A 22593-nucleotide genomic window follows, 5' to 3' on the forward strand; every position below is an offset into this window, starting at 1 on the left:
CTTCAGTCCTTGTCGCGAAACCGGCCACTGTAGCGCGCCACCAAGGCCAGCAATTCGTCCTGCGCATAGGGCTTGCCGAGGTAGTGCTCGACGCCCAGCGACGCGGCGAGCTCGCGGTGGCGCGCGGCCAGCCGCGAGGTGATGACGATCACCGGCAGCGCCTGCCAGCGTGGCTCGGCGCGCAGTCGGCGCAGCAGGTCGAAGCCGTCCAGGCGCGGCATCTCCAGGTCGGTGAGCACCAGCGCCGGCCGCTCCTGCTGCAGCCGCTCCAGCGCCTGCAGCCCGTCCTTGGCCACCGCCACGCGGTAGCCCTCGCGCTCCAGCAGCCGCTGCGTGACGCGGCGCACCGTCAGCGAGTCGTCCACCACCAGCACCAGCGGTGGCGGCACGAAATCGGAGCTGCCGGGCCGGACCGGCATGCCGGGCGCGGCGGCCGGCGCGGCCATGGCCTGGCGCGAGGCCGGCAGGGCCGCGCGGCCCGCGGCCACCTGCGCCGCCTGCTGCGCGGCCGTGTGGCGCAGCGCCAGCCCCGCGGGGTTGTAGACCGGCAGCGGCACGCCCGAGGGCAGCAGGCCCATGCCGGCCAGGCCCGGCAGCGTGGCCAGCTGCGGGCCCATGGGCTTGAGCACCGCCTCCTGCCGGCCCAGCACCTCCTGCACCTGCAGCGCCAGGCGCTGCTGCGCGCCGCGCAGCAGCAGCACGGTGGCCATGCGGCCCTCGCTTTCGGGCGCCGGCGGCCGCAGCAGCAGCGGCTCCAGCTGGAAGAAGGCGGCCGACTCGCCGTCCACGCCCAGGCGTCCCCGCGCCGCGGCCTCCTGCGCCTCGGCCGCCGGCACGCGCAGCACCTCCTCCACCAGCGCCGCCGGCACGGCCACGGTGTCCTCGCCGCAGCGCAGCAGCAGCACCTGCATCACCGCGGTGGTCAGCGGCAGCTGCAGCGTGAAGTGGCTGCCCTGCCCCGGCGTGGTCTCCAGCCCGATGTGCCCGCCCAGCGCCTCCACCTCGGCGCGCACCACGTCCAGCCCCACGCCGCGCCCGGCCAGCGGGCTCAGCTGCTCGGCGGTGGAGAAGCCCGGCGCGAACACCAGGCGCTGCAGCACCGCCGCATCGGGCTGCGCCTCCATCGACAGCAGCCCGCGCTCGACGGCGCGGCGGTGGATGCGCGGCAGGTCCAGCCCGCGGCCATCGTCGCTGCAGCTCACCGACACCTGCGCGCCTTCCTGCGTGAGCCGCAGCAGCACCCGCCCCTCGGCGGGCTTGCCGGCCATGAAGCGCTCGGCCGGCGGCTCGATGCCATGCACCACCGCGTTGCGGATGAGGTGCTCGAAGGCCGGCGTCATGCGCTCCAGCACGCCGCGGTCGATCTCCACCTCGCCACCCTCGATGTCCAGGCGCACCTGGCGTTGCGCCTCCTGTGCGGCCTGGCGCAGCACGCGCTGCAGCCGCTCGTCCAGGCTGTCGAAGGCCACCAGCCGCGTGCGCAGCAGCTCTTCCTGCAGCTCGCCGGCCAGGCGACCCAGGGCCACCAGCTCGTCCTCGGTGCCGCGCAGGCCCTGGCGCAGGCTGTGCTGCACGGTGGCCACGTCGTCCAGCGACTCGGCCATCATGTGCGCGAGCTCCTGCAGCCGCGTGTAGCGCTCCATCTCCAGCGCGTCGAAGGGCTGCGCCGCCTGGCGCGCCGCTTCCAGGCGCGCGTCGAGCTCGGTGTCGGCATGCAGCTCCACCTCGCGCAGCTGGCCGCGCAGGCGCTGCAGGTTCTCGTCCAGGTCGGCCAGTGCGGTGCCGAGCTGCTGCATCTCGGCGGCCAGCCGCGCGCGCGAGATGCCCACCTCGCCGGCCTGGGCCACCAGCCGGTCCAGCGCCGGCGCGCGCACCCGTACCGTGGCCGCGGGCGAGGCCGCCACGGCCGCGGGCGGCAGCGGCGGCGGCTCCATGGCGAAGCGCGACCAGTCGATGCCCGCGGCCGTGTCGTCGCCCGCCGCGGCGGGCGCGGGCTCGGGCACCGGGGGCACCACCGCGACGGGCGCCTCGTCCCGGCCCGCCGGAGCGGCCGGGCTCGACAGCGCCACCGCCGCCGGCGCGGCGTCCCGGACGGCGGGCCCAGGAGCGGCTTGCACCGGGCGCGCCATGTCCTCGGCCGCCGGTGCCGGCGCCGCCTCCACCGCGGGAGCCGCCGCGCCCTCCTGGGCTTCGGCCTGCGGCGCGGCAGCCGCGCGCAGCCGCTCGAAGGTGGCGCTGAGCGTGTCGGCCCGCGTCAGCAGCGCCTCGATCTCGGGCCGCGTCGGCGACTGGGCGCGCATCAGCAGCGCCTCGATGGCGCTCTCCAGCGCGTGGGCCGAGTCGCCCAGCCGCATGGCGCCGGACAGCCGCGCGCCGCCCTTGAGCGTGTGCAGCGTGCGCATGCCGGCGGCGGCGTGTTCGTCGCCCTCCACCTCCTCGGCCCAGGCGCGCAGGGCATGCGCGAGCTGCGGCAGCAGCTCCTGCGCCTCGTCCTCGAAGATGGGAAACAGCGTGCGGTCCAGCGCGCCGGGGTCATCCTCCGCGCCGGCCTCCACCGCCGGCGCCTCGGTCACGACCACGGCCGGTGCTGCGACCGGCCCGGGGGCGCCAGTGCCCGGCGCCGGGTCCGAGGCCGGCTGGCCCACATCGGCCGGCTGCGTCAGCACCGGCAGGGCCATCTCCTCGTCCAGCAGCGCAGCCAGGTCCGGCACCTCCTCCGGCCAGGCCGGCGTCTGCCCGGCCGCCTGCGGGGGCGCCTGCGGCGGGCTGGCCGGCGCGGGGCCATCGCCCAGCGCCAGGGCGGGATCGAAGGCCTCCTCCGCGGCCCCGGCCGGCAGCTCCGCGCCCGTGCCGAAGGGCAGCGCCGCGCCGGCGTCCGGTGACGCCGCCGGGTCGGCCTCGGGCTCCAGCCCCTCCAGCGCCGAGGCTTCCAGGGCACTCACTCCGGGCGGGCCCCATGCGCCGCCCAGGGCCGCGGCGTCGGGCTCACTCCCGGGCTGCGGCGGCGGCGCGCTCTCGCGCAGGGCACGCAGCCGCTCCAGGAATTCCGGCTCCACCGGCGTCGGCAGCACGCCGGCCACGAACTGCGCCAGCATCGCCTGCATGCGCTGCGCGCCCTCGGCCAGCAGCGCCGCCATGGCGGGCGTGGCGTAGCCCTCGTGCCGGCACGGCGCCATCAGCTCTTCCAGGGCCTGCGCGAGCTGCGACAGCGCCTGGTCGCCCACGGTGGCGGCCATGCCCGCCAGCGCGTGCGTGACCATGACGGGCTCGCGCTCCAGCGGCTGCGGCGGCTGCCATTGCGCCAGCTTCCGGCCCAGCCGATGCAACAGCGCCTCGGACTCATCGACGTAGACGTCGAACAGCGACTGCGGCACCCGCAGCGGCCCCACCAGCCGGTGGTCGTCCACCAGCGGCGCGCGCACGCGCTCGTCCATGGCCGGCATCGGCGGCGGCGCTTCGGCCGCGGGGACGGCCGGCATGGCGTCCGGGGGCGGCTCGGCGCCGGGCGGCACCGGCAGCGCCGCCTCATCGACCTCGAAGTGCAGCTCGAAATCGACGGCTTCCTCCTCGGCGGCTGCGGCAGCCGGTGCCTCCCACCCGTCCGGCGCCGGCGTGGCCGGGGCCGCGGTGCCGGGCAGCATGGGGACCGGCGCCAGGGGCTCATCGGCCGGGGCTTCGGGCCGGCCCGCGGACCGGTCCAGGGGCGCCTCATCCCTCACCGGCTCGGCGGCCGGCGGCAGGTCGAAGGAGAGATCGAAAGCCAGGCCGTCCCCTTCGGCCGGCGGCTCTTGCGCCGGACCGGGCGGCTCGGCGGCGGAGGGCTGCTCCGCTGCCGGTGTCGGTGCCGGCACGGCGGCCGGGGTCTGGACCGGGCGCTCGTCCGGCGCGGGCGCAGGCTCCTCACCAAAGTCGAGATCGAACTCGGGCTCGGCTTCGGGCGCGGCCTCAGCGACAGCCAAGCCGGCTGCAGGCGCGCTTTCCACCGCGGCCTGCGCATGGTCGCCGTCATCGGCGCCGGGGGCGTGCGCCGCGGCGTCCGGACCGGGCTCGCCCTGCGCTTGAGGCACGGCGGCGGCGTCCCGGCCGGGCGCCACGGCGGCCTCGGCACGCGGCCCGGTGTCGGCAACGGCGGGGGCAGCGGCCGCAGCGCCCTCCTCCAGGTGGTGCGCCGCGGCGGCGCCGCTGAGCCGGGCCAGCGCCACGGCACGCGAAGGACCGGAGGCCAGGGACGGCGCCTGGGGCGGCGTCGCGGGCACGCCCGGCTCCTCCGCATGCCTGAGCAGCGTGGCGAGGTGGACCGGCTCCTCCGGAACGGGCTGCGGCTTCACCGGCGCTTCGACATCGACCAGCTCGGGCAGCTCGTCCGCGGGCGGCGGCAGCGTCTCGGTCAGCTCCGGCATCGCGGCCAGCCCGGACACGGTGGGCGGCTGCTGCGGCACCGGCGCTTCCTTGGCGGCGGCCGGCGCCACCGGCGGGAGGGTCGCGGGAATGGGCGGCACCGGGGCCGTCGCGGCCCGGGGGGCGGGCGGCATCACCGCTTGGGCCGTGGCCCTGGGCCGGGGCGGCGGCGCCTCGGTCGGCGACAGGCCCAGCGCCAAGCGCTCGCAGGCCACGTCCAGCGCGGCCAGGCGTTGCGCCAGCTGCGCCGCCTGCGCGACATCCAGCGGCTGCGCGCTGGCCGGCAGCGCCTGGCGCAACTGCTGCAGCGATTGCGCCAGCGCGGGCTGCGACAGCACCGACATCACGTTCTGCAGCCGCTGCAGCCGCTGCGCCAGGGCCTGCAGCACCGCGGCGTCGGGCGTCTGCGCCAGGGCATCGAGCTGCAGCCCGGCCTCGTTGAACGCGGTGCGCAGGCTCTGCCCCAGGGCCTGCAGCGCCTGCCGCTGGGCCCCGCGCTGCGCCAGCGCCACCAGCCAGGGCTCCAGCGGCTCATCTGCCAGGCCGATCTCGGCCTCCGTGCCCATCGCGGCCAGCGCATGGTCGATGCGCTGCGCCAGCCGCTGCAGCTGCGCGCCGGGCGCGTCGAACTCATGCTCCTGCAGCAGCAGCTGCAGCCCGAGCAGGGCCTGCGCCACCTCCAGCGCCAGTGTCGGCGAGGGCACGCCGACCGCTGCGGCTTGCTGCAGCGCCTCGGTCAGCGCCTGCACGGCCCTTTCCTCGCGGGGCAGCAGCTGGCGCAGGGCCTGGGCCAGCTGCGTGAGCACCTCCGCCAGCGCCGGGCGCGGCATGCCGGCAGCGGCCTCCTCCCACAGCGGCTGCGCCGTGGCGAGCTGGCGCAGCGTATGCGCCAGCAGCACCGCATCCGGCGCGGCCGGCAGCGCATGCTCGATGTCGACCGCCGGGTGCTGCTGCAGCCCCCAGACGCTGCGCACGACGGCCAGCCGCGGCGTGGCGCCGGCGTGGGCCTGCACACCGGCCTGGGCACAGAAGAAGAGCAGGTCATGCGCCAGGCGCTCCACCATGGCGTCGGGCGTGGCCAGCGGGCCGCGGCGCAGTTGCGCCAGCAAGCGCGCGGTCATGCGCTTGAGGTGCACCTCGGGCGTCAGCAGACCCTTGGCCTGGGCCTCGAACACGGCCGCGGCCAGCCCCCACAGCGTGGCCATGCGGCCGTCGGCGGCACCGCGCGCCAGGGCGGCGAACACGTCACTCAGGCCCGCCGCGGCCGGGCCACGCGGGTCGCGCATCACCGCCAGCGTGAGCTGCTCGGCGGCGGCGCGCGTGGCCGCGTCGGGCTGCAGCGGCGGCACGCGCTCGTCGGCCGGCAGCGCCAGCCAGCGCCAGGGCATGGGCCAGAGCTCGGCCGGGTGCACGCGCTCGGCGCCGCTCAAGGCCTGCAGCACGCTCCAGGCCGGCACCAGCGCCAGCGGCGACAGCGGCTGCCCCGCGCGCCAGCGCCGCAGGTATGTCAGCAGCGCCGCGCAGCCCTGCTCCACGGCCTCGACCACGGTGGCCCCGGGCGGCCCGGGCTGCGCCACGGCCTTGGACAGCAGCTCCGCGGCGGCCTGCGGCACGCACGCGGCCTGCGCGAAGCCGGCCACGCGCAGCGCGCCGGCCACCTGCTGCAGCTGGCGCAGCGCCAGGCCCAGCACCACGCCGGCGTCATCGGCGGCGGCCGGCTCGGCGGCGCGGCGCAGCCGGTGCAGCGCGCGCGGCACCGCTTCGAGCAGCCGCGTGAGCTCCTCATGCACCCGGGCCAGGGCGTCCGTGTCGGCGGCTTCGAGCTCGACCGGCGTGGAGGACGGGGGCGGCGCCGCGGCGACGGACAGCAGGGAAGCGGGTGATGCGTGGGAATCCATCGGCTCAGTGGAGCTTGAAGCGGGTCACCGACTGGCGCAGCGCCTCGGCGCTGCGGGCCAGCTCCTGCACGCGCTGGGCGGTGGAGCGCGTGCCGGCCTCGGCCTGCTCGGTGACGGCAAAGATGTGCTGGATGTTGGTGGCCACCACCGAGGCCAGCTGCGCCTGCGACAGCGCCTGCCCGGAGATGCGCCCGATGTGCTCGGACAGCTCGCGCGAGACGCGGTCGATGTCGCCCAGCGCCGCGCCGGCAGCGTCGGTCAGCCGCGTGCCCTGCACCACGCCCTGCGTGGTGCGCTCCATGGCGGCCACGGCGTCCTGCGTGTCGGCCTGGATGGCGCGCACCAGCGTGGCGATCTGGCGCGTGGCGTCGGCCGAGCGCTCGGCCAGGCGCTGCACCTCCTGCGCCACCACCGAGAAGCCGCGCCCGGCCTCGCCGGCGCTGGCGGCCTGGATGGCGGCATTGAGCGCCAGCACGTTGGTCTGCTCGGTGATGTCGGAGATCAGCTCCGTGATCTCGCCGATCTCCTGCGAGCTCTCGCCCAGGCGCTTGAGCCGCTTGGCGCTGTCCTGGATCTGGTGGCGGATCGCCTCCATGCCGCGGATGCTGTCGTGCACCGCCGCCTGGCCGCGGTCGGCCGCCTGCAGCGAGGCTTGCGCCACCTCGGCGGTGTGCTGCGCCTGGGCCGAGACCTCGTGGATGTGCCCGGCCATGGCCAGCACCGACTCGCCGGTGTCGCGGATCTCGCGCAGCTGCGCGGTGGAGGCGTCCAGCAGGGCCGCCGAGGTCTGCTCCACCTGCTGCGTGGTGGCGGTCACGCGCGCGGCGGTGTCCTGCACCTGCGCCACCAGGCGGCGCAACTCCTCGATGGTGTAGTTGATGGAGTCGGCGATGGCGCCGGTGACGTCGTCCTCGCTGACGGTGGCCTGGCGCGTGAGGTCGCCGCCGGCCACGGCCTGCAGCTCGTTCATCAGGCGCAGGATCGCCGACTGCGTGGCCTCGTTGCGCCGCTCCTCCTCGCGGCGGCGCGCTTCGGCGTCGCGCCGGCGCGCCTCGGCCAGCATCGCGCGCTGCGCCTGGTCGTGCACGTACACGCGCACCAGCCCCGCGCCGCCGCCCAGCGCGGCCAGCGTGCCCAGCAGCATCAGCAGTTCGGCCAGCCCGCCGAAGCCTGCCTCGCGCTCCAGCTGGTGCTGCAGGCTCTCCAGCCCGCGGCGCAAGGGCTCGCTATCGGCCAGGATCTCCTGGCGCGCCGCGCGCGCGGCGGCCAGCGGCTGCAGCTGCTCCAGGATCACGCCGGCCTCGCGCCGCGTGCGCCCGTACAGGTCCAGCAGTTCGGTGAGCCGCTCGCGCGTGGCGGGGTCGCGCGCGGGCACCAGGCGCTGGGCCGGGTCGCCGTCGAGCAGACCCTGCGCCAGGGTGCGGAAGGTGTCGAGATCCTGTCCCAGCCGCTGCAGCGCCTCGTGGCGCATCTCGTCGGCGCGCAGGAACTCGAAGGCGCTGCGCGGGATGCGCTGCGTGAGCATCATCAGCCGCCCCGCCACCGCCACCTGCGCGGGCGCGGCCTCGCGCTGCAGCTCCAGCGCGGCCACGGCTTCGGCGCTCTCCAGCAGCCGCGCCGACAGCGCGTTGAGCACCTGCAGCGCCTGCGCGGCCTGCGTCAGCCGCGACTGCTGCGCCAGCACGGTGCGGGCGTTCTTTTCGGCGATCTCGGCCAGCAGCAGCAGCTGCGCCACCTTGGGCTGCAGCTCCTCGGGGGCGGGCGTCATGCCGGTGCCCCCGCGCAGGCCGCGCAGGTTGCGCGCCAGCACGTCGGCGCTGTCCTCCACCTCGACGAAGGCGGCGGGCTGCCCGGCCAGCGCCTGCGTCACCGACTTGGCCAGGCGCTGCGACTGCATCAGCGCCTGGCCGCTGGCCGCCACCTGTGCCGCGCCGCGCTCGGCGCGCTGCAGTGCCAGCAGCGTGCCCGCCACCAGCGCGACCACGCCCAGCGCCAGCAGCGTCGCCAGCAGCCGCTGGCGCCGGGCCAGCGCCTGGCTGCCCGAGCGGCGCGAGCGCCGCGCCACGCGGCCGCGCCCGGACTGGCCCGCGGCGGCGGCCGCCTCGTCGGCCGGCCCCGGCCAGGGCCGCTCGGCGCCCGCGGCGCTGCCCCCGGGCGCGGCGGCGTTCATGTCCAGCGTCAGCCCGGCGGCGCCGGCCAGCGACTCGGCCGCCAGCGTGCTGTCGCCCGACCCGGCCCAGGCCGGACGCGCCGCCTCGGCCCGGGACTTGATGAGCCGGCGCAGCTTCATGCCGTCCCCGGCAGCGGCTGGGCCACGTGCAGGAAATGCGTGTCGCGCGCCAGCGCCGCCAGCCGCAACGCCTGCCAGGTGCGCCCTTGGTTGTCGCCGTAGAGCTCGCCCGCGAAGGCCGGGCGCGAAGCGGGCGCATCGCCCGCCGGGGCGCCGGCCGCCGTACCGGCCGGGATGCCGCCCAGGGCAGCCGCGTCCGCGCCGTTGACAGGCGGCGTGGGCAGGGGCACCAGTTGCGCCGCGCTGCGCAGGCCCGCCAGCCGGTCCACGCGCAGCGCGCAGTGCAGGCCCAGCGCCGGATTGAGGGCCACCAGGCGCGAGGCCGGGCTGTGCGGCGCGCCCGGCGGGCGCAGGCCCAGGAACACCGCCAGGTCCACCACGCCGTGCAGGTGGCCGCGCAGGTTGAGCACGCCTTCGAACCAGGGCTGCGCATGCGGCAACGGCAGCAGCGGCGGCGCGTGCTCGACGATCTCGCCGGCCTCCTGCAGCGGCAGCAGCAGCCGCGCGCCGGCGCACTCCACCGCCAGCCAGGCCGGGGCCTCACCTGCGGGCACCTCCTGCAGCCGCTGCGCCAGCCTTGCCTGCAACTCCTTCAGCGCGTCCTTGCGAGCCATGGGCTGCGGCGACGGCGGTACGCGGGCCCTCAGCCCAAAGCCTTGATCTTGCTGAGCAACTCGGCCGCGTCCACGGGCTTGACGACATAGTCGCGCGCGCCCTGGCGCATGCCCCAGACCTTGTCGGTCGTCTGGCCCTTGCTGCTGCAGATGATCACCGGCAGGTCGGCAAATCGTTCGTCGCGCGTGATGGTGCGCGTGAGCTGGAAACCATTGGCGCCGGGCAGCACCACGTCCATGAGCACCAGGTCGGGCTTGTCTTCGGCCAGGCTGGAGAGCGCCTGCTGGCCGTTCTCGGCCGTGCGCACGGTGTAGCCGGCCTGGCGCAACAGTTCGCTGAGGTGGTGCAACTCGGTGCGCGAATCGTCCACCAGCAGGATCTTTTGAATCGGCATCGGGAGTCCTTGGGCCGCGCGAGGTCGGGCGCGGCAACGCGATACGGTAACGCCTTCAGCCCGGCAGCGGACCGTGCCGGGCTACGGCCTGCAGCAATTGGTCCTTGGTGAAGGGCTTGGTCAGGTGATCCTGCGCCCCGGCCAGCCGCGCGCGGGCACGGTCGAAGAGGCCGTCCTTGGAAGTGAGCATGACCACCGGCACCTGGGCAAAGCGCGGATTGCGCCGCAGCAGCGCACAGGTCTGGTAGCCGTCCAGCCGCGGCATGAGGATGTCGCAGAAGATGAGCGCGGGCTCGAACTCGTCGATGAGCGCCAGCGCGTCGAAACCGTCCTCGGCCAGCAGCACCTCATGGCCGCCCTGGTGCAGGAAGATCTCGGCGCTGCGCCGGATGGTGTGGCTGTCGTCGATCACCAGCACCTTCAGCGGCGTGGTGTTCAGGGCAGCGGCGTCGAAAGCGGAGGCAGGGACGGTGTCGATCATGGAATGAAGGTCGTTCCGCTCGGGGCCGCGGCCCGGTGCAGATCAGATCTGCACCATCTCGAAATCTTCCTTGCGCGCGCCGCACTCCGGGCAGGTCCAGTTCATGGGCACGTCTTCCCAGCGGGTGCCGGGCGCGATGTCGTGTTCGGGGTCGCCGGCGGCTTCGTCATAGATCCAGCCGCAGATGAGGCACATCCAGGTTCGGGGTTCGCTCACTTGGTATTGTCAATCACTACAATCAACGGGCATTGTAGCCACGGCCTGCAGGGCGCCAGGCGCGGCTTCTGGCAGGCTGCCATGCCTCTTTTCACAAGTCCTGCGCCCCCGGCCGGCGCCGGCGCCGCAGGACCTTCAGGACCATCCATGAACCCCGATCCGAACCCCGCCGCGGCCTCCGACGAAGCGGCGCAGGAAGCCCCTGCGCCGGCCTGCGTGATGAGCTTCAACGCTGCCGATCCCAGCGGCGCCGGCGGCGTGGCCGGCGACGTGGCCACCATCGCCGCCATGGGCGCGCACGCGCTGCCCGTGACCACCGCCATCCTCATGCGCGACACCGCCGAGGTGTTCGACCAGCACGAGCTCGACGCCGAGGTGGTGACGGAGCAGGCGCGCTCCATCCTGGAGGACGTGACGATCTCGGCCTGGAAGGTCGGCTTCCTGGGCTCGGCCGAGGTGGTGGCGGCGGTGGCCGAAATCCTCTCCGACTACCCCGACGTGCCGCTGGTGGCCTACATGCCCAGCCTCAATTGGATCGAGGAGGAAGACCAGCGCGAGCCCTACCTCGACGCCTTCCGCGAGCTGATCCTGCCCGCCACCGAGGTGCTGGTGGGCAACCACAAGACGCTCACCGACTTCCTGCTGCCCGACTGGGAAAGCGAGCGCCCGCCCTCGGCGCGCGAGCTGGCCGTGGCCGCCGGCGAGCACGGCGCGCGCTTCGTGCTGGTGACGGGCGTGCACCTGCAGTCGCGCGGCGGCGAGCAGTTCCTCGACAACGTGCTGGCCTCGCCGCAGGCCGCGCTCACGGGCGAGAAGTTCGAGCGCTTCGACACCGCCTTCGTCGGCGCCGGTGAAACGCTCTCGGCCGCGCTGGCCTCGCTGCTGGCCGCCGGCACCGAGCTGCAGGCCGCCGTGGGCGAGGCCCTGGCCTTCCTGGACCAGAGCCTGGACGCGGGCTTCCGCCCCGGCATGGGCAACGTGGTGCCGGACCGCTTCTTCTGGGCGCTGCCGCCGGAGGAAGAAGGCCTGGAGGGCGAAGCCCAGCCCGGGCAGGCCGTCGAGGCCGCGCCCGCCGCGGACAACAACAAGGGGGCCTCGCGCCGTGTCCACTGAAACCACCAATGCCGCGCTGTTCGAGCGCGCCCAGGCCGTCATTCCCGGCGGCGTGAACTCGCCGGTGCGCGCCTTCCGCGCCGTGGGCGGCACGCCGCGCTTCATCCGCCGCGCCCAGGGCGCCTACATGGTCGATGCCGAGGGGCAGCGCTACATCGACTACATCGGCTCCTGGGGCCCGATGATCCTGGGCCACGGCCACCCCGCCGTGCTCGACGCCGTGCAGCAGGCCGCCACCGAGGGCTTCAGCTTCGGCGCCCCGACCGAGCGCGAGGTCGAGCTGGTCGAGGCCATCATCGAGCAGGTGCCCAGCGTGGAGCAGCTGCGCCTGGTCAGCTCCGGGACGGAAGCGGCCATGAGCGCCATCCGCCTGGCCCGTGGCGCCACCGGCCGCTCGCTGCTGATCAAGTTCGAGGGCTGCTACCACGGCCATGCCGATGCGCTGCTGGTCAAGGCCGGCTCGGGCCTGGCCACCTTCGGCCACCCCACCAGCGCCGGCGTGCCCGCCGAGGTGGTGCAGCACACCATGGTGCTCGAATACAACAACGTCGAGCAGCTGGAAGAGGCCTTCGCGCTGCAGGGCGCCGACATCGCCTGCGTGATGGTCGAGCCCATCGCCGGCAACATGAACTTCGTGCGCGCCAGCGTGCCCTTCATGACGCGGCTGCGCGAGCTGTGCACGCAGCACGGCGCGCTGCTGGTGTTCGACGAGGTGATGAGCGGCTTCCGCGTCGCGCTGGGCAGCGCGCAGTCGCTCTACGCGGAATTGATCCCGGGCTTCAGGCCGGACATGAGCGTGTTCGGCAAGGTCATCGGCGGCGGCATGCCGCTGGCGGCCTTCGGCGCCAGCCGCGCCGTCATGCAGCACCTGGCCCCGCTGGGCCCGGTCTACCAGGCCGGCACGCTCAGCGGCAACCCGGTGGCCACCGCCTGCGGCCTGGCCACGCTGCGCGAGATCGCCAAGCCCGGCTTCTTCGAGGCGCTGGGCGCCAAGACCAAGCGGCTGGTCGATGGCCTGGTGGCCGTGGGCCGCGAGACCGGCGTGCCGCTGGTGGGCGACTGCGAGGGCGGCATGTTCGGCTTCTTCTTCGCCGAGGCACTGCCGCAGAACTACAAGGCCGTGATGGCCGGCGGCAGCGAGCGCTTCAACCGCTTCTTCCACGCCATGCTCGACCGCGGCGTGTACCTGGCCCCGGCGATGTACGAGGCCGGCTTCGTCAGCGCCGCGCACAGCGACGCCGACATCGCCGCCACGCTGGAGGCGGCGCGCGCGGCCCTGCGCGCGGCCTGATCCGCGTCAAGCGGCCCGGCACGCCGACCGGGCCCGAGCCGCCCCGAGCCCCGCCAAGGGGCTCTGCGGGCGGCTTCTAGAATTCGCCGGATGCACATCCACATCCTGGGCATCTGCGGCACCTTCATGGGCGGTCTGGCGGCGCTGGCGCGCGAGGCCGGCCACCGCGTCACGGGCTGCGACGCCAACGTCTACCCGCCCATGAGCGACCAGCTGCGCGCCCTGGGCATCGAGCTCATCGAGGGCTTCAGCCCCGAGCAGCTGGCGCTCAAGCCGGACATGTTCGTGATCGGCAACGTGGTCAGCCGCGGCAACCCGCTCATGGAGGCCATCCTCGACGCCGGGCTGCCCTACACCAGCGGGCCGCAGTGGCTGGCGCAGGAGGTGCTGCAGGGTCGCCATGTGCTGGCCGTGGCCGGCACGCACGGCAAGACCACCACGACCTCCATGCTGGCCTGGGTGCTGGAGCACGCCGGGCTGCAGCCGGGCTTCCTCGTCGGCGGCGTGCCGATGAACTTCGGCGTCTCGGCACGGCTGGGCGCCGGCAAGTGCTTCGTGATCGAGGCCGACGAGTACGACACCGCCTTCTTCGACAAGCGCAGCAAGTTCGTGCACTACCGGCCGCGCACCGCCGTGCTCAACAACCTGGAGTACGACCACGCGGACATCTTCCCGGACCTGGCGGCCATCGAGACCCAGTTCCACCACCTCGTGCGCACCGTGCCTTCCTCGGGTCGCCTGGTGGTCAACGCCCGCGAGGAGGCGCTGCAGCGCGTGCTGGCGCGCGGCTGCTGGAGCGAGGTGCAGCGCTTCGGCACGCGCAAGGAGGAGCCGGGTGCGCTGCGCGCGCGCGGCGAGCCCCATGCCTTCGACGTGCTGCGTGGCGGACTCAAGATCGCGCGCGTGGAATGGGAGCTGCTGGGCGAGCACAACCAGCTCAATGCGCTGGCGGCGCTGGCCGCGGCCGAGCATGTGGGCGTGGCGCCGGAAGTCGCGGCCGAGGCGCTGGGCCGCTTCCAGAACGTGCGCCGCCGCCTGGAGCTGCGCGGCGAGGCCGGTGGCGTGAAGGTCTACGACGACTTCGCGCACCACCCCACCGCGCTGCGCACCACCGTCAACGGGCTGCGCCGCCGCGTCGGCCTCGGGGCGCGCATCCTGGCCGTGTTCGAGCCGCGCTCCAACACCATGAAGCTCGGCACCATGAAGGCGCAGCTGCCCTGGGCGCTGGAAGAGGCGGACCTGAGCTTCTGCCACTCCGGCGGCCTGGGCTGGAATGCCGCGGAGGCCCTGGCCCCGATGGGCGAGCAGGCCGTGGTCTGCGAGGACATCGACGCGCTGGTCAAGGCGGTGGTGAAGGCGGCGCGGCCCGGCGACCACATCCTGTGCATGAGCAACGGCAGCTTCGGTGGCATCCACGCCAAGCTGCTGCAGGCGCTGGACAAGCTGGAGAACCGGGCGTGAACACGCCGGCCCGGGCGCCCACGCACCTGCTCTACCTGCACGGCTTCCGCTCCTCGCCGCGCTCGTTCAAGGCGCAGCGCATGGCGGCCTGGATGCAGGCCCACCGGCCCGACGTGCACTGGTGGTGCCCGCAGCTGCCGCCCTCCCCGCGCGAGGCCGTCGATCTGCTGCTGCAGGGCACGGCCGCCTGGCCGCGCGACGGCATGGCGGTGGTCGGCAGCTCGCTGGGCGGCTTCTACGCCACGGTGCTGGCCGAGCGCCTGGGCTGCCGCGCCGTGCTGATCAACCCGGCGGTGGAGCCGGCACGCGACCTGGCCAAGTACATCGGCGAGCAGACGGCGTTTCACGATCCGCAGCAGCATTTCTTCTTCCGGGCCGAGTTCGTGGACGAGCTGCGCGCGCTGCAGCCGCCGGCCCTCACGCAGCCCCAGCGCTACCTGGCGCTGATCGCCACCGGCGACGAGGTGCTGGACTGGCGCGAGATGGCGGCGCGCTATGCGGCCTGCCATCCGCACGTCATCCAGGGCAGCGACCACGCCCTCTCGGACTTCGACGCCCACCTGCCCCGCCTGCTGGGTTTCCTGGGCCTGCAAAACGCTTCAAGCTGAGCCCAGCGAGCCGCCGGCAGCACCCCGCCGGCGGCCTCGCGCGACCGGGGGCCGGCGGTACGGCGCTTGCCCTTGAGGGCGCTGGCAATCTCCGGCCGACCAGGGCCTGCCTTGGCCCGACCCTTCCAGGCAGTTCGGAAGGCGTGTGGCACCATCGATGCGCGCGCACCGGCTGTGGAGGCGCGGCAGAGGTGTTGCGATGCCGGTGTCGCTCTCACCATTCCTGGAGCTTGACTCATGCGTTTGAAGAACAAGGTTTGCATCGTCACCGGCGCCGCGCAGGGCATCGGGCTGGCCACGGCGAAGAAGTTCTGTAGCGAGGGCGCGGTGGTCGTGCTGTGCGACGTCCGCCCGGATGCGGTCGATGCCGCCGTGGGGCAATGCCTGGAGGCCGGCGGCCGGGCCGAGGGCCAGGTGGTCAACGTCACCGACCGGGCGCAGATCGACGCCATGGTGGCAGCCGTCAAGGCACGGCACGGGCGCATCGACGTGCTGGTCAACAACGCCGGCATCACCAAGGACGCGCGGCTGCAGAAGATGACGCTGGAGCAGTTCGACGCCGTGATCGACGTCAACCTGCGCGGCGTCTTCCACTGCTCGCAGGCGGTGGCCGACACCATGGTGGCGCAGGGCAGCGGCGTGATCCTCAACGCCTCCAGCGTGGTGGGCCTTTACGGCAACTTCGGCCAGACCAACTACGCCGCCAGCAAGTTCGGCGTCATCGGCTTCACCAAGACCTGGTCGCGCGAGCTCGGCCCCAAGGGCGTGCGCGTCAACGCGGTGGCGCCGGGCTTCATCCAGACGCCCATCCTCGACACCATCCCGCAGAAGGTGATCGACCAGCTCGTGGCGCAGGTGCCGCTGGGCCGCCTGGGCAAGCCCGAGGAGATCGCCAACACCTACGCCTTCCTCGCCAGCGACGAGGCCAGCTACATCAACGGCGTGGTGATCGAGGTCGGCGGCGGCCTGACGGTCTGAAGCGGGCGTCCCGCCCGGGCTGAGCCCTTCGGCAAGCTCGGGCCGGACGGGAACTTCTCCCGTCCCGCCAGGCGCGACACCCCTGCCCCGGCGGGCCTTGTGGCCGCTGCGGCGACAATACGGGGGATGTACGCCCTGTTCGATGAAGCCGGCAAGTTCCTGGCCGGCCGTGTGATGTCCGAAGCCGAGAGCTCGCTGCAGGTCGAGCTCGACTCCGGCAAGCGCGTCAAGGTCAAGTCCGCCAACGTGCTGCTGAAGTTCGACAAGCCCGCGCCCGCCGAGCTCCTGGCCCGCGCCCAGGCCATCGCCCCCGAGATCGATCTCGATCTGGCCTGGGAATTCGCGCCCGAGGGCGAGTTCGGCTTCGCGGCGCTGGCGCGCGACTACTTCAGCGCCAGCGCCTCGCTGGAGCAGCAGGTCGCGGCGCTGCTGCGCCTCTTCGAGGCGCCCCACTACTTCCGCCGCGCCGGCAAGGGCGTGTTCAAGAAGGCGCCGGAGGAGATCGTCAAGGCCGCGCTGCTGGGCATCGAGCGCAAGAAGCAGCTCGCCGCGCAGATCGAGGCCTGGGCCCAGGAACTCGTGGCCGGGCGCTGCCCCGAGCCCGTCCGCGAGCAGCTCTACAAGATCCTGTTCCGCCCCGACAAGAACGCGGCCGAGTACAAGGCCGTGGTCGATGCGGCCAAGCTGGCGCAGCGCGCGCCGCTGGACCTGCTCAAGGACGCCGGCGCCATCACCAGCCCCTACCAGTTCCACTGGCGGCGCTTCCTGTTCGAGCAATTCCCCAAGGGCACTGGCTTCCCGGCCCTGCAGGCGCCGGCCATCAAGGAGGAACTGCCGCTGGCGCCGGTGGCCGCCTTCTCCATCGACGATTCGGCCACGACCGAGATCGACGACGCACTCTCGGTGCAGGGCTTGGGCAGCGGCATGGTGGTGCTGGGCATCCACATCGCGGCGCCGGGCCTGGCCATCGCGCCCGAAGGCGCCGTGGACAAGGTCGCGCGCGACCGGCTGTCCACCGTCTACATGCCGGGCTGGAAGCTCACCATGCTGCCCGACGACGTGGTGCAGGCCTACACGCTCATCGAAGGCCGCGACTGCCCGGCCGTGAGCCTGTACGTGACCTTCGACGAGGCGACGCTGGAGATCCGCAGCCGCGAGACGAAGCTGGAGCGCGTGCCCATCGTGCGCAACCTGCGCCATGACCAGCTCGACGACGTCATCACCGAGGCCAGCCTGACCGGCGAGGCGCCCGCCGACTACGAGTTCGCACCCGAGCTGGCCTTCACCTTCCGCCTGGCCCGGCATCTGAAGGCCCAGCGCGAGGTGGTTCGCGGCAAGCCCGAGAACTTCAACCGCCCGGACTACAACTTCCGGCTGCTGGACAACGGGGGCGAGCCCACCGGCGAGGAAACGGTGCAGATCAGCACGCGCCGCCGCGGCGCGCCGCTGGACCTGATCGTCTCGGAGGCCATGATCCTGGCCAACAGCAGCTGGGGCGGCTGGCTGGCCGAGTGCGGAGTGCCCGGCATCTACCGCAGCCAGGCCAGCCTGGCGCCCGGCATCAAGGTGCGCATGGGGGTGAAACCCGCGCCGCACGCCGGCATGGGCGTGGCGCAGTACACCTGGGCCACCTCGCCGCTGCGCCGCTACGTGGACTTGGTCAACCAGTGGCAGATCATTGCCTGTGCGCGCCACGGGCGCACCGCGCCGCTGTCCGCGCCCTTCAAGCCCAAGGACGCCAATCTCTTCTCGATCATCTCGGGCTTCGACGCCGCCTACGGCGCCTACAACGACTTCCAGCACGGCATCGAGCGCTTCTGGACCCTGCGCTGGCTGCAGCAGAACGGCGTCACCGAGCTCGACGCCGCGGTGCTCAAGGACGGCCTGGTGCGGGCCGACACGCTGCCGCTGGTGTTCCGCGCGCTGGGCTGCGAGGGCCTGCCGCGTGGCGCGCATGTGCGCGTGCGCGTCACCGGCTGCGACCTGCTGACGCTGGACCTGCACGCCAGCCTGCTGGCGCGCCTGGACGACGCGGCGCCGGCGCAGAGCCTGGCCGAACCCGAGGCCGAGGAGGCGGAGGAAGAGGAAGAGGCCAGCGGGCCGCTGGCGCTGGCCATCGACGTGGCCGATGCCGATGCCACCGTGGCGGCCGAGCCGCCCAGTCCCGCCGCCTGAGCCGCCATGCGCGCGCTGCGACTGCCGGCGCTGAGCCCGCTGCAGTGGGCGCTGGGCGTGTCGCTGCTGGCGCATGCGGGCCTGCTGGGCCTGCGCCTGGCCGACCCGCAAGGCTTCGCGCGGCTGTTCAAGGACGCGCCGCTGGAAGTGGTGCTGGTCAATGCCCAGGCGCAGCTGGCGCCCAAGCGGCCGCAGGCGCTGGCGCAGCACAACCTGGCCGGCGGCGGCGATGCCGAGGCCGGGCGCGCCACTTCCCCGCTGCCGGCCGCGGCGCTGGAGGCGCCGGGCGAGTCCAGCGAGGATGCGCAGCGCCGCATCGAGCAGCTGCAGCAACAGCAGCGGCAGTTGCTGGCCCTGGCGCGCGAGGCCCTGGCGCAGATGCCGCGCCCCGATCCGCAGCGCGACCAGGGGCAGCCCCAGGCGCAGGAGCAGGAAGAGCGCCACCGCCAGCTGCTGCGCCATCTGGCCGAGATCGAGCGCCGCGTGAACGAGGACAACGCCCGCCCGCGCCGGCGCTACGTCAGCCCCGCCACGCGCGAGGTGCCCTACGCGCGCTACTACGACGCGCTGCGCCATCGCGTCGAGGCGCGCGGCACGCAGGACTTCCCGCAGGCCGAGGGCAAGAAGCTCTACGGCGAGCTGACCATGGCCCTCACCGTCGATGCCCGGGGCCAGCTGCTCGAAACGAAGGTGCTCAAGCCCTCGGGCCAGCCGCTGCTGGACCGCCGCGCCGAGGCCATCGCGCGGGCCGCCGGCCCCTACGGCCTTTTCGATACCGAGCTGCGCGCGCTGGCCGACCTGCTGGTCATCACCGCTCGCTTTCGCTTCACCCGTGAAGACGGCGTGCAGGCCGTCCCGATGGGCGGCGCGCCCTGAACGTCCGCCTGGACGCCTCCCCAAGTTCTTTCTTCATCCGGCTCCCATGACCGACCTCGACCGCTACGCCGTCTTCGGCCACCCCGTGCAGCACAGCCTGTCGCCCCTGATCCACCAGGCCTTTGCCGAGCAGACCGGCCAGCGCCTGAGCTACACGCGGCTGTGGGCGCCGCTGGACGGCTTCGAGGCCGTGCTGCGCGCCTTCATCGCCGGCGGCGGGTGCGGCGCCAACGTGACGGTGCCCTTCAAGTTCGAGGCGCTGCGCCTGGCCACGCGGCGCAGCGAGCGCGCCGAGCTGGCGCAGGCGGCCAACGTGCTGAGCTTCGACGGCGAGGAGATCCATGCCGACAACAGCGACGGCGTCGGGCTGGTGCGGGACATCGAGATCGGCGCCGGCCGTGCGCTGGCCGGGCGGCGTGTGCTGCTGGTGGGCGCGGGCGGCGCGGGCGCGGGCGTGCTGGGGCCGCTGCTGCAGGCAACGCCGGCCGAGATCGTGGTGGCCAACCGCACCGAGGAGCGCGCGCAGGATCTGGTGCTGCGCCATGCCGAGCTCGCGCAATCCTGTGGCGTGCAACTGCACGCCGCGCCCATGCAGGCGCCGGGCAAGGCCTTCGACGTGGTGCTCAATGCCAGCGCCAGCAGCCTGGAAGGTGCCGCCTCGCCCGTGCCGGCGCAGGTGCTGCGCGCCGGCGCACTGGCGGTGGACCTGATGTACGGCCCCAAGGCCCAGCCTTTCCTGGACTGGGCCCGCGGCCATGGCGCCGAGGCGCGCGACGGCCTGGGCATGCTGGTGGAGCAGGCCGCCGAGGCCTTCGCCGCCTGGCGCGGCGTGCGGCCGGACACGGCGCCGGTGCTGGCGGCGCTGCGCGCGCGCCAGGGCTGACGCGCCGACGCCCATGGGAGCCGCCAAGTCCTTGCCCATCCAGTCCGGCCGCGGGGTCGGCGTGCTGCGCCAGCTGGTGCGGCTGCTGGGGCTGCTGGTGATCTGCATGCTGTCGCTGCAGCTCTACTTCGTCGGCCGCGTGGCGCTGATGCGCTGGGTCGATCCCGCCTCCACCAGCTTCGAGCGCAGCGAAGCCTGGCGGCTGCTGCGCGAGCAGGGCCGCATCGAGTGGGCGCAGGAGTGGGTGGATGGGGAGCGGATATCGCCGCACCTCAAACGTGCCGTGATCGCCAGTGAAGATGCTGGTTTCACCCGGCATGGCGGCGTCGAGTGGGACGCCGTCGAAAAAGCCTGGGACAAGAACCAGCGTGTGCAGGCCCGCGTGGAGCGGCTCAATGAACAGGCCGAACGCCGCGCCGTGTCGCGCGGGCGCGAGCCGCCGCCGGCGGCGGTGCCCAAGATCATCGGCGGCTCCACCATCACGCAGCAACTGGCCAAGAACCTGTTCCTTGACGGCGAGCGCACGCTGGTGCGCAAGAGCCAGGAGCTGGCGATCACGCTGACGCTGGAGGCGTTGCTGGACAAGCGGCGCATCCTGGAGATCTATCTCAACCACGTGGAATGGGGCGAGGGCGTATTCGGCGCCCAGGCCGCGGCCCGGCACTACTTCCGTACCGACGCTGCCAAGCTCGGCCTTGGTCCATCGGCGCGGCTGGCGGTGATGCTGCCCGCGCCCAAGCGCTTCGAGCAGCGGCCGGCCTCGCCCTACGTCGTCTCGCGCGCCGCCACCATCGCCGCGCGTGCCGGCGCCGTGCAGTTGCCCTGAATTGAGGACAGTTGCGGAACGTTGAGTGCAAGTCCGCGCCGTCGCCGGGCCCGCGACAGGGTCGGGACCGCCGGCGCGGCCGGGCTTCCTAGAATGGTCCGCATGGCAACACCCCTGAGCGCCGAACTCGCCGCCGCCGCCGCCCGGCTGGTGGTGGAGGAAGGCATGGAATACGGACCGGCCAAGAAGCGTGCCGCGCGCGACCTCGGCCGCGGACGCGGCACGGAGCTGCCCAGCAACGACGCGGTGGAGGAGCAGGTGCGCGAGTACCTGCAGGTCTTCTGCGCCGATACCCAGCCCGGCGAGCTGGCGGCGCTGCGCCGGCTGGCGCTGCGCTGGATGCAGCGGCTGGCGGAGTTCCGCCCTCACCTTTCAGGCGCGGTTTGGCGCGGCACGGCCACGCGGCTGTCCAGCCTGCATCTGGATCTGTACTGCGATGACCCGAAAGCGGCCGAGATCGGGCTTCTCAACCAGGGTGTCGATTACGAGCTCGCCGGCCAGCAGGCGCGCGGCGCGGGCCAGGACCCGTATGACGTGCTCAGCGTCAGCAGCCGCTGCGAGGAGCTGGGCGACATCGTGACGATCTACCTGCACATCCGCGACCACGACGAGCTGCGTGGCGCTCTCAAGCCCGATGCCACGGGCCGCACGCTGCGCGGCGATGCCGGAGCGCTGCGGCGCCTGCTGGAAGACGACGCGGCATGAAACGCCGGCTGTGGCTGACCACGGCCGCGGTGGCCGCCGCCGGTGGTGCCGGGCTGGCCTGGTGGCGCTCGCAACCGCGGGGCACACCCGCGCCGGCCGCGCTGTGGGCGCTGGAGCTGGAGCGTCCGCAAGGCGGCCGTCTAGCGCTGGCGACGCTGCGCGGTCAACCGCTGCTGCTGAACTTCTGGGCCACCTGGTGTCCTCCCTGCGTCAAGGAAATGCCGGAGCTGGACCGCTTCAGCCGCGATTTCGCGGCGCGCGGCGGGCGTGTGCTGGGCGTGGCCATCGACGGCCCCGCACCGGTGCGCGAGTTCCTGCAGCAGCGTCCCGTGGGCTACGACATCGCCCTGGGCGGTCTGGCCGGCACGGACCTCATGCGGCAGCTCGGCAACCAGGCTGGCGTGCTGCCCTTCACCGTGCTGCTCGATGCCGCCGGTCATCTGCACCAGAGCCACGCGGGCGAAACCACCCGCGAAGAGCTGCTGCGCTGGGCTGAAAGCCTGGGTTGAGACCTCCGCCCGCGTCGTTGCCGCAGCAACAAGAGGTTTCACTTGGCTTGATGAGTCGTTGAGCAGGCTCAAAAAGCTTGCGCATCGATTTTTTGTGAACACGACGGCAACCGCATGCAAAACGCGTAAAGTTCGGCCCTTTGCAATTCCGGGGCAGGCCAAGCCCGCACCGGAAACGATGTCCGGCCAAATGGACTGGCGTTACATCCTGTTAACGCGCGTCAACGATGTTGCTGACGAATGCCGGACGTTGCCAACAAACCACTGCATGAAAGCGGTGCAGCGGCCGTGACGGGTTCACTGCCGCCACCGAGGCCCTGGAGAAGCTGATGGACCTGCGCAAGCTCAAGACCTTGATCGACCTCGTGTCGGAATCGAACATCTCCGAGCTGGAGATCACGGAAGCCGACGGCAAGGTGCGCATCGTCAAGGCCGATCCGCAAGCGGCTGCCACGGCCCCTGCGCCGGTGATGAACGTGGCGCAAGCCCAGCCGGCCCCCCTGGCGGTACAGGCAGCGCCGGTCCAGGCGGCTGCAGCGGAGGCGGCACTCACGGGGCATGTCGTGAAGTCGCCCATGGTAGGCACGCTCTATCGCTCGTCGAGCCCGGGCGCCAAGCCGTTCGTGGACGTGGGCCAGGCCGTCAAGGAAGGCGAGACGATCTGCATCATCGAGGCCATGAAGATCATGAACGAGATCGAGGCCGACAAGTCCGGCACCATCACGCAGGTGCTGTGCGAGAACGGCCAGGCGGTGGAATACGGCCAGCCGCTGTTCGTCATCGAGTAAGCCTGCAGGCGCTTCGCGCGCCGCCGCCCGCCGCCTGCGTGGGCTGACACGGCGCGGATTCCAGCCCATCCGGGACGGCGAACGAGCC

The 22593-nt window shown here is 73.4% G+C and carries 19 protein-coding genes; 13 read left to right on the forward strand and 6 right to left on the reverse strand.

Annotated elements, in window-relative coordinates:
* Positions 1-2: 2 nt before the first annotated feature.
* From HHL10_RS09185 to HHL10_RS09210, 6 genes are read right to left on the reverse strand one after another with little or no spacing between them, the layout of a single operon-like run.
* Positions 3-6296, reverse strand: a complete 6294-nt coding sequence (locus HHL10_RS09185; protein WP_169160064.1) for a response regulator — start codon at positions 6294-6296, stop codon at positions 3-5.
* Positions 6297-6300: 4 nt separating this feature from the next.
* The gene (locus tag HHL10_RS09190) at positions 6301-8586 is read right to left on the reverse strand and encodes a methyl-accepting chemotaxis protein (RefSeq protein WP_169160065.1); all 2286 of its coding nucleotides are present in this window, start codon (positions 8584-8586) and stop codon (positions 6301-6303) included.
* Complete coding sequence (locus HHL10_RS09195) at positions 8583-9200, reverse strand: chemotaxis protein CheW (protein ID WP_169160066.1); 618 nt, start codon at positions 9198-9200, stop codon at positions 8583-8585. The genes HHL10_RS09190 and HHL10_RS09195 overlap by 4 nt, the downstream gene beginning before the upstream one ends.
* Positions 9201-9229: 29 nt before the next feature.
* Positions 9230-9595, reverse strand: coding sequence for a response regulator (locus HHL10_RS09200; protein ID WP_169160067.1), 366 nt, complete (start codon positions 9593-9595; stop codon positions 9230-9232).
* Positions 9596-9650: 55 nt separating this feature from the next.
* Positions 9651-10076 (reverse strand): response regulator, encoded by a 426-nt coding sequence (locus HHL10_RS09205; RefSeq protein ID WP_169160068.1) that lies wholly within the window; start codon positions 10074-10076, stop codon positions 9651-9653.
* 42 nt (positions 10077-10118) lie between these two features.
* On the reverse strand, positions 10119-10271 hold the full coding sequence (locus tag HHL10_RS09210; RefSeq protein ID WP_028996429.1) for a rubredoxin: 153 nt from the start codon (positions 10269-10271) through the stop codon (positions 10119-10121).
* A 168-nt stretch (positions 10272-10439) separates the two neighbouring features.
* On the opposite strand from HHL10_RS09210, the gene thiD reads away from it, so the two are divergent.
* The 13 genes from thiD (at position 10440) to accB (ending at position 22505) form a co-directional block, all read left to right on the forward strand.
* Positions 10440-11405 carry a bifunctional hydroxymethylpyrimidine kinase/phosphomethylpyrimidine kinase gene (gene thiD, locus HHL10_RS09215; RefSeq protein WP_169160069.1) on the forward strand — a complete coding sequence of 322 codons (966 nt, stop codon included), beginning with the start codon at positions 10440-10442 and terminating at the stop codon, positions 11403-11405.
* A complete protein-coding gene (gene hemL / locus HHL10_RS09220) occupies positions 11395-12696 on the forward strand; it encodes a glutamate-1-semialdehyde 2,1-aminomutase (RefSeq protein WP_169160070.1) in 1302 nt (433 codons plus the stop codon). Before thiD ends, hemL begins: the two co-directional genes overlap by 11 nt.
* A gap of 90 nt (positions 12697-12786) precedes the next feature.
* The gene (mpl, locus tag HHL10_RS09225; protein ID WP_169160071.1) at positions 12787-14157 is read left to right on the forward strand and encodes a UDP-N-acetylmuramate:L-alanyl-gamma-D-glutamyl-meso-diaminopimelate ligase; all 1371 of its coding nucleotides are present in this window, start codon (positions 12787-12789) and stop codon (positions 14155-14157) included.
* On the forward strand, positions 14154-14765 hold the full coding sequence (locus HHL10_RS09230; protein WP_169160072.1) for a YqiA/YcfP family alpha/beta fold hydrolase: 612 nt from the start codon (positions 14154-14156) through the stop codon (positions 14763-14765). The genes mpl and HHL10_RS09230 overlap by 4 nt, the downstream gene beginning before the upstream one ends.
* A gap of 237 nt (positions 14766-15002) precedes the next feature.
* Entirely contained in the window at positions 15003-15743 is a 741-nt protein-coding gene (fabG, locus tag HHL10_RS09235) for a 3-oxoacyl-ACP reductase FabG (protein WP_169160073.1), read from the forward strand.
* Positions 15744-15869: 126 nt separating this feature from the next.
* On the forward strand, positions 15870-17918 hold the full coding sequence (locus HHL10_RS09240; RefSeq protein ID WP_169160074.1) for a ribonuclease catalytic domain-containing protein: 2049 nt from the start codon (positions 15870-15872) through the stop codon (positions 17916-17918).
* Between the two features lie 6 nt (positions 17919-17924).
* The gene (locus tag HHL10_RS09245) at positions 17925-18794 is read left to right on the forward strand and encodes an energy transducer TonB (protein WP_205832965.1); all 870 of its coding nucleotides are present in this window, start codon (positions 17925-17927) and stop codon (positions 18792-18794) included.
* A gap of 46 nt (positions 18795-18840) precedes the next feature.
* Positions 18841-19677, forward strand: coding sequence for a shikimate dehydrogenase (gene aroE / locus HHL10_RS09250; RefSeq protein WP_169160075.1), 837 nt, complete (start codon positions 18841-18843; stop codon positions 19675-19677).
* A 13-nt stretch (positions 19678-19690) separates the two neighbouring features.
* Positions 19691-20503 carry a transglycosylase domain-containing protein gene (locus tag HHL10_RS09255; protein WP_205832966.1) on the forward strand — a complete coding sequence of 271 codons (813 nt, stop codon included), beginning with the start codon at positions 19691-19693 and terminating at the stop codon, positions 20501-20503.
* Between the two features lie 102 nt (positions 20504-20605).
* Positions 20606-21208, forward strand: a complete 603-nt coding sequence (locus HHL10_RS09260) for a hypothetical protein (protein ID WP_169160076.1) — start codon at positions 20606-20608, stop codon at positions 21206-21208.
* A complete protein-coding gene (locus HHL10_RS09265; protein WP_169160077.1) occupies positions 21205-21717 on the forward strand; it encodes a TlpA family protein disulfide reductase in 513 nt (170 codons plus the stop codon). The genes HHL10_RS09260 and HHL10_RS09265 overlap by 4 nt, the downstream gene beginning before the upstream one ends.
* A gap of 58 nt (positions 21718-21775) precedes the next feature.
* The gene (locus HHL10_RS09270; RefSeq protein WP_169160078.1) at positions 21776-22009 is read left to right on the forward strand and encodes a hypothetical protein; all 234 of its coding nucleotides are present in this window, start codon (positions 21776-21778) and stop codon (positions 22007-22009) included.
* Between the two features lie 37 nt (positions 22010-22046).
* Positions 22047-22505: an acetyl-CoA carboxylase biotin carboxyl carrier protein gene (gene accB, locus HHL10_RS09275; RefSeq protein ID WP_169160079.1), complete on the forward strand. Its 459-nt coding sequence runs from the start codon at positions 22047-22049 to the stop codon at positions 22503-22505.
* Positions 22506-22593 lie beyond the last annotated feature (88 nt).

It is taken from the genome of Azohydromonas caseinilytica (assembly GCF_012927045.1).
Classification (GTDB): Bacteria; Pseudomonadota; Gammaproteobacteria; order Burkholderiales; family Burkholderiaceae_C; genus Azohydromonas; species Azohydromonas caseinilytica.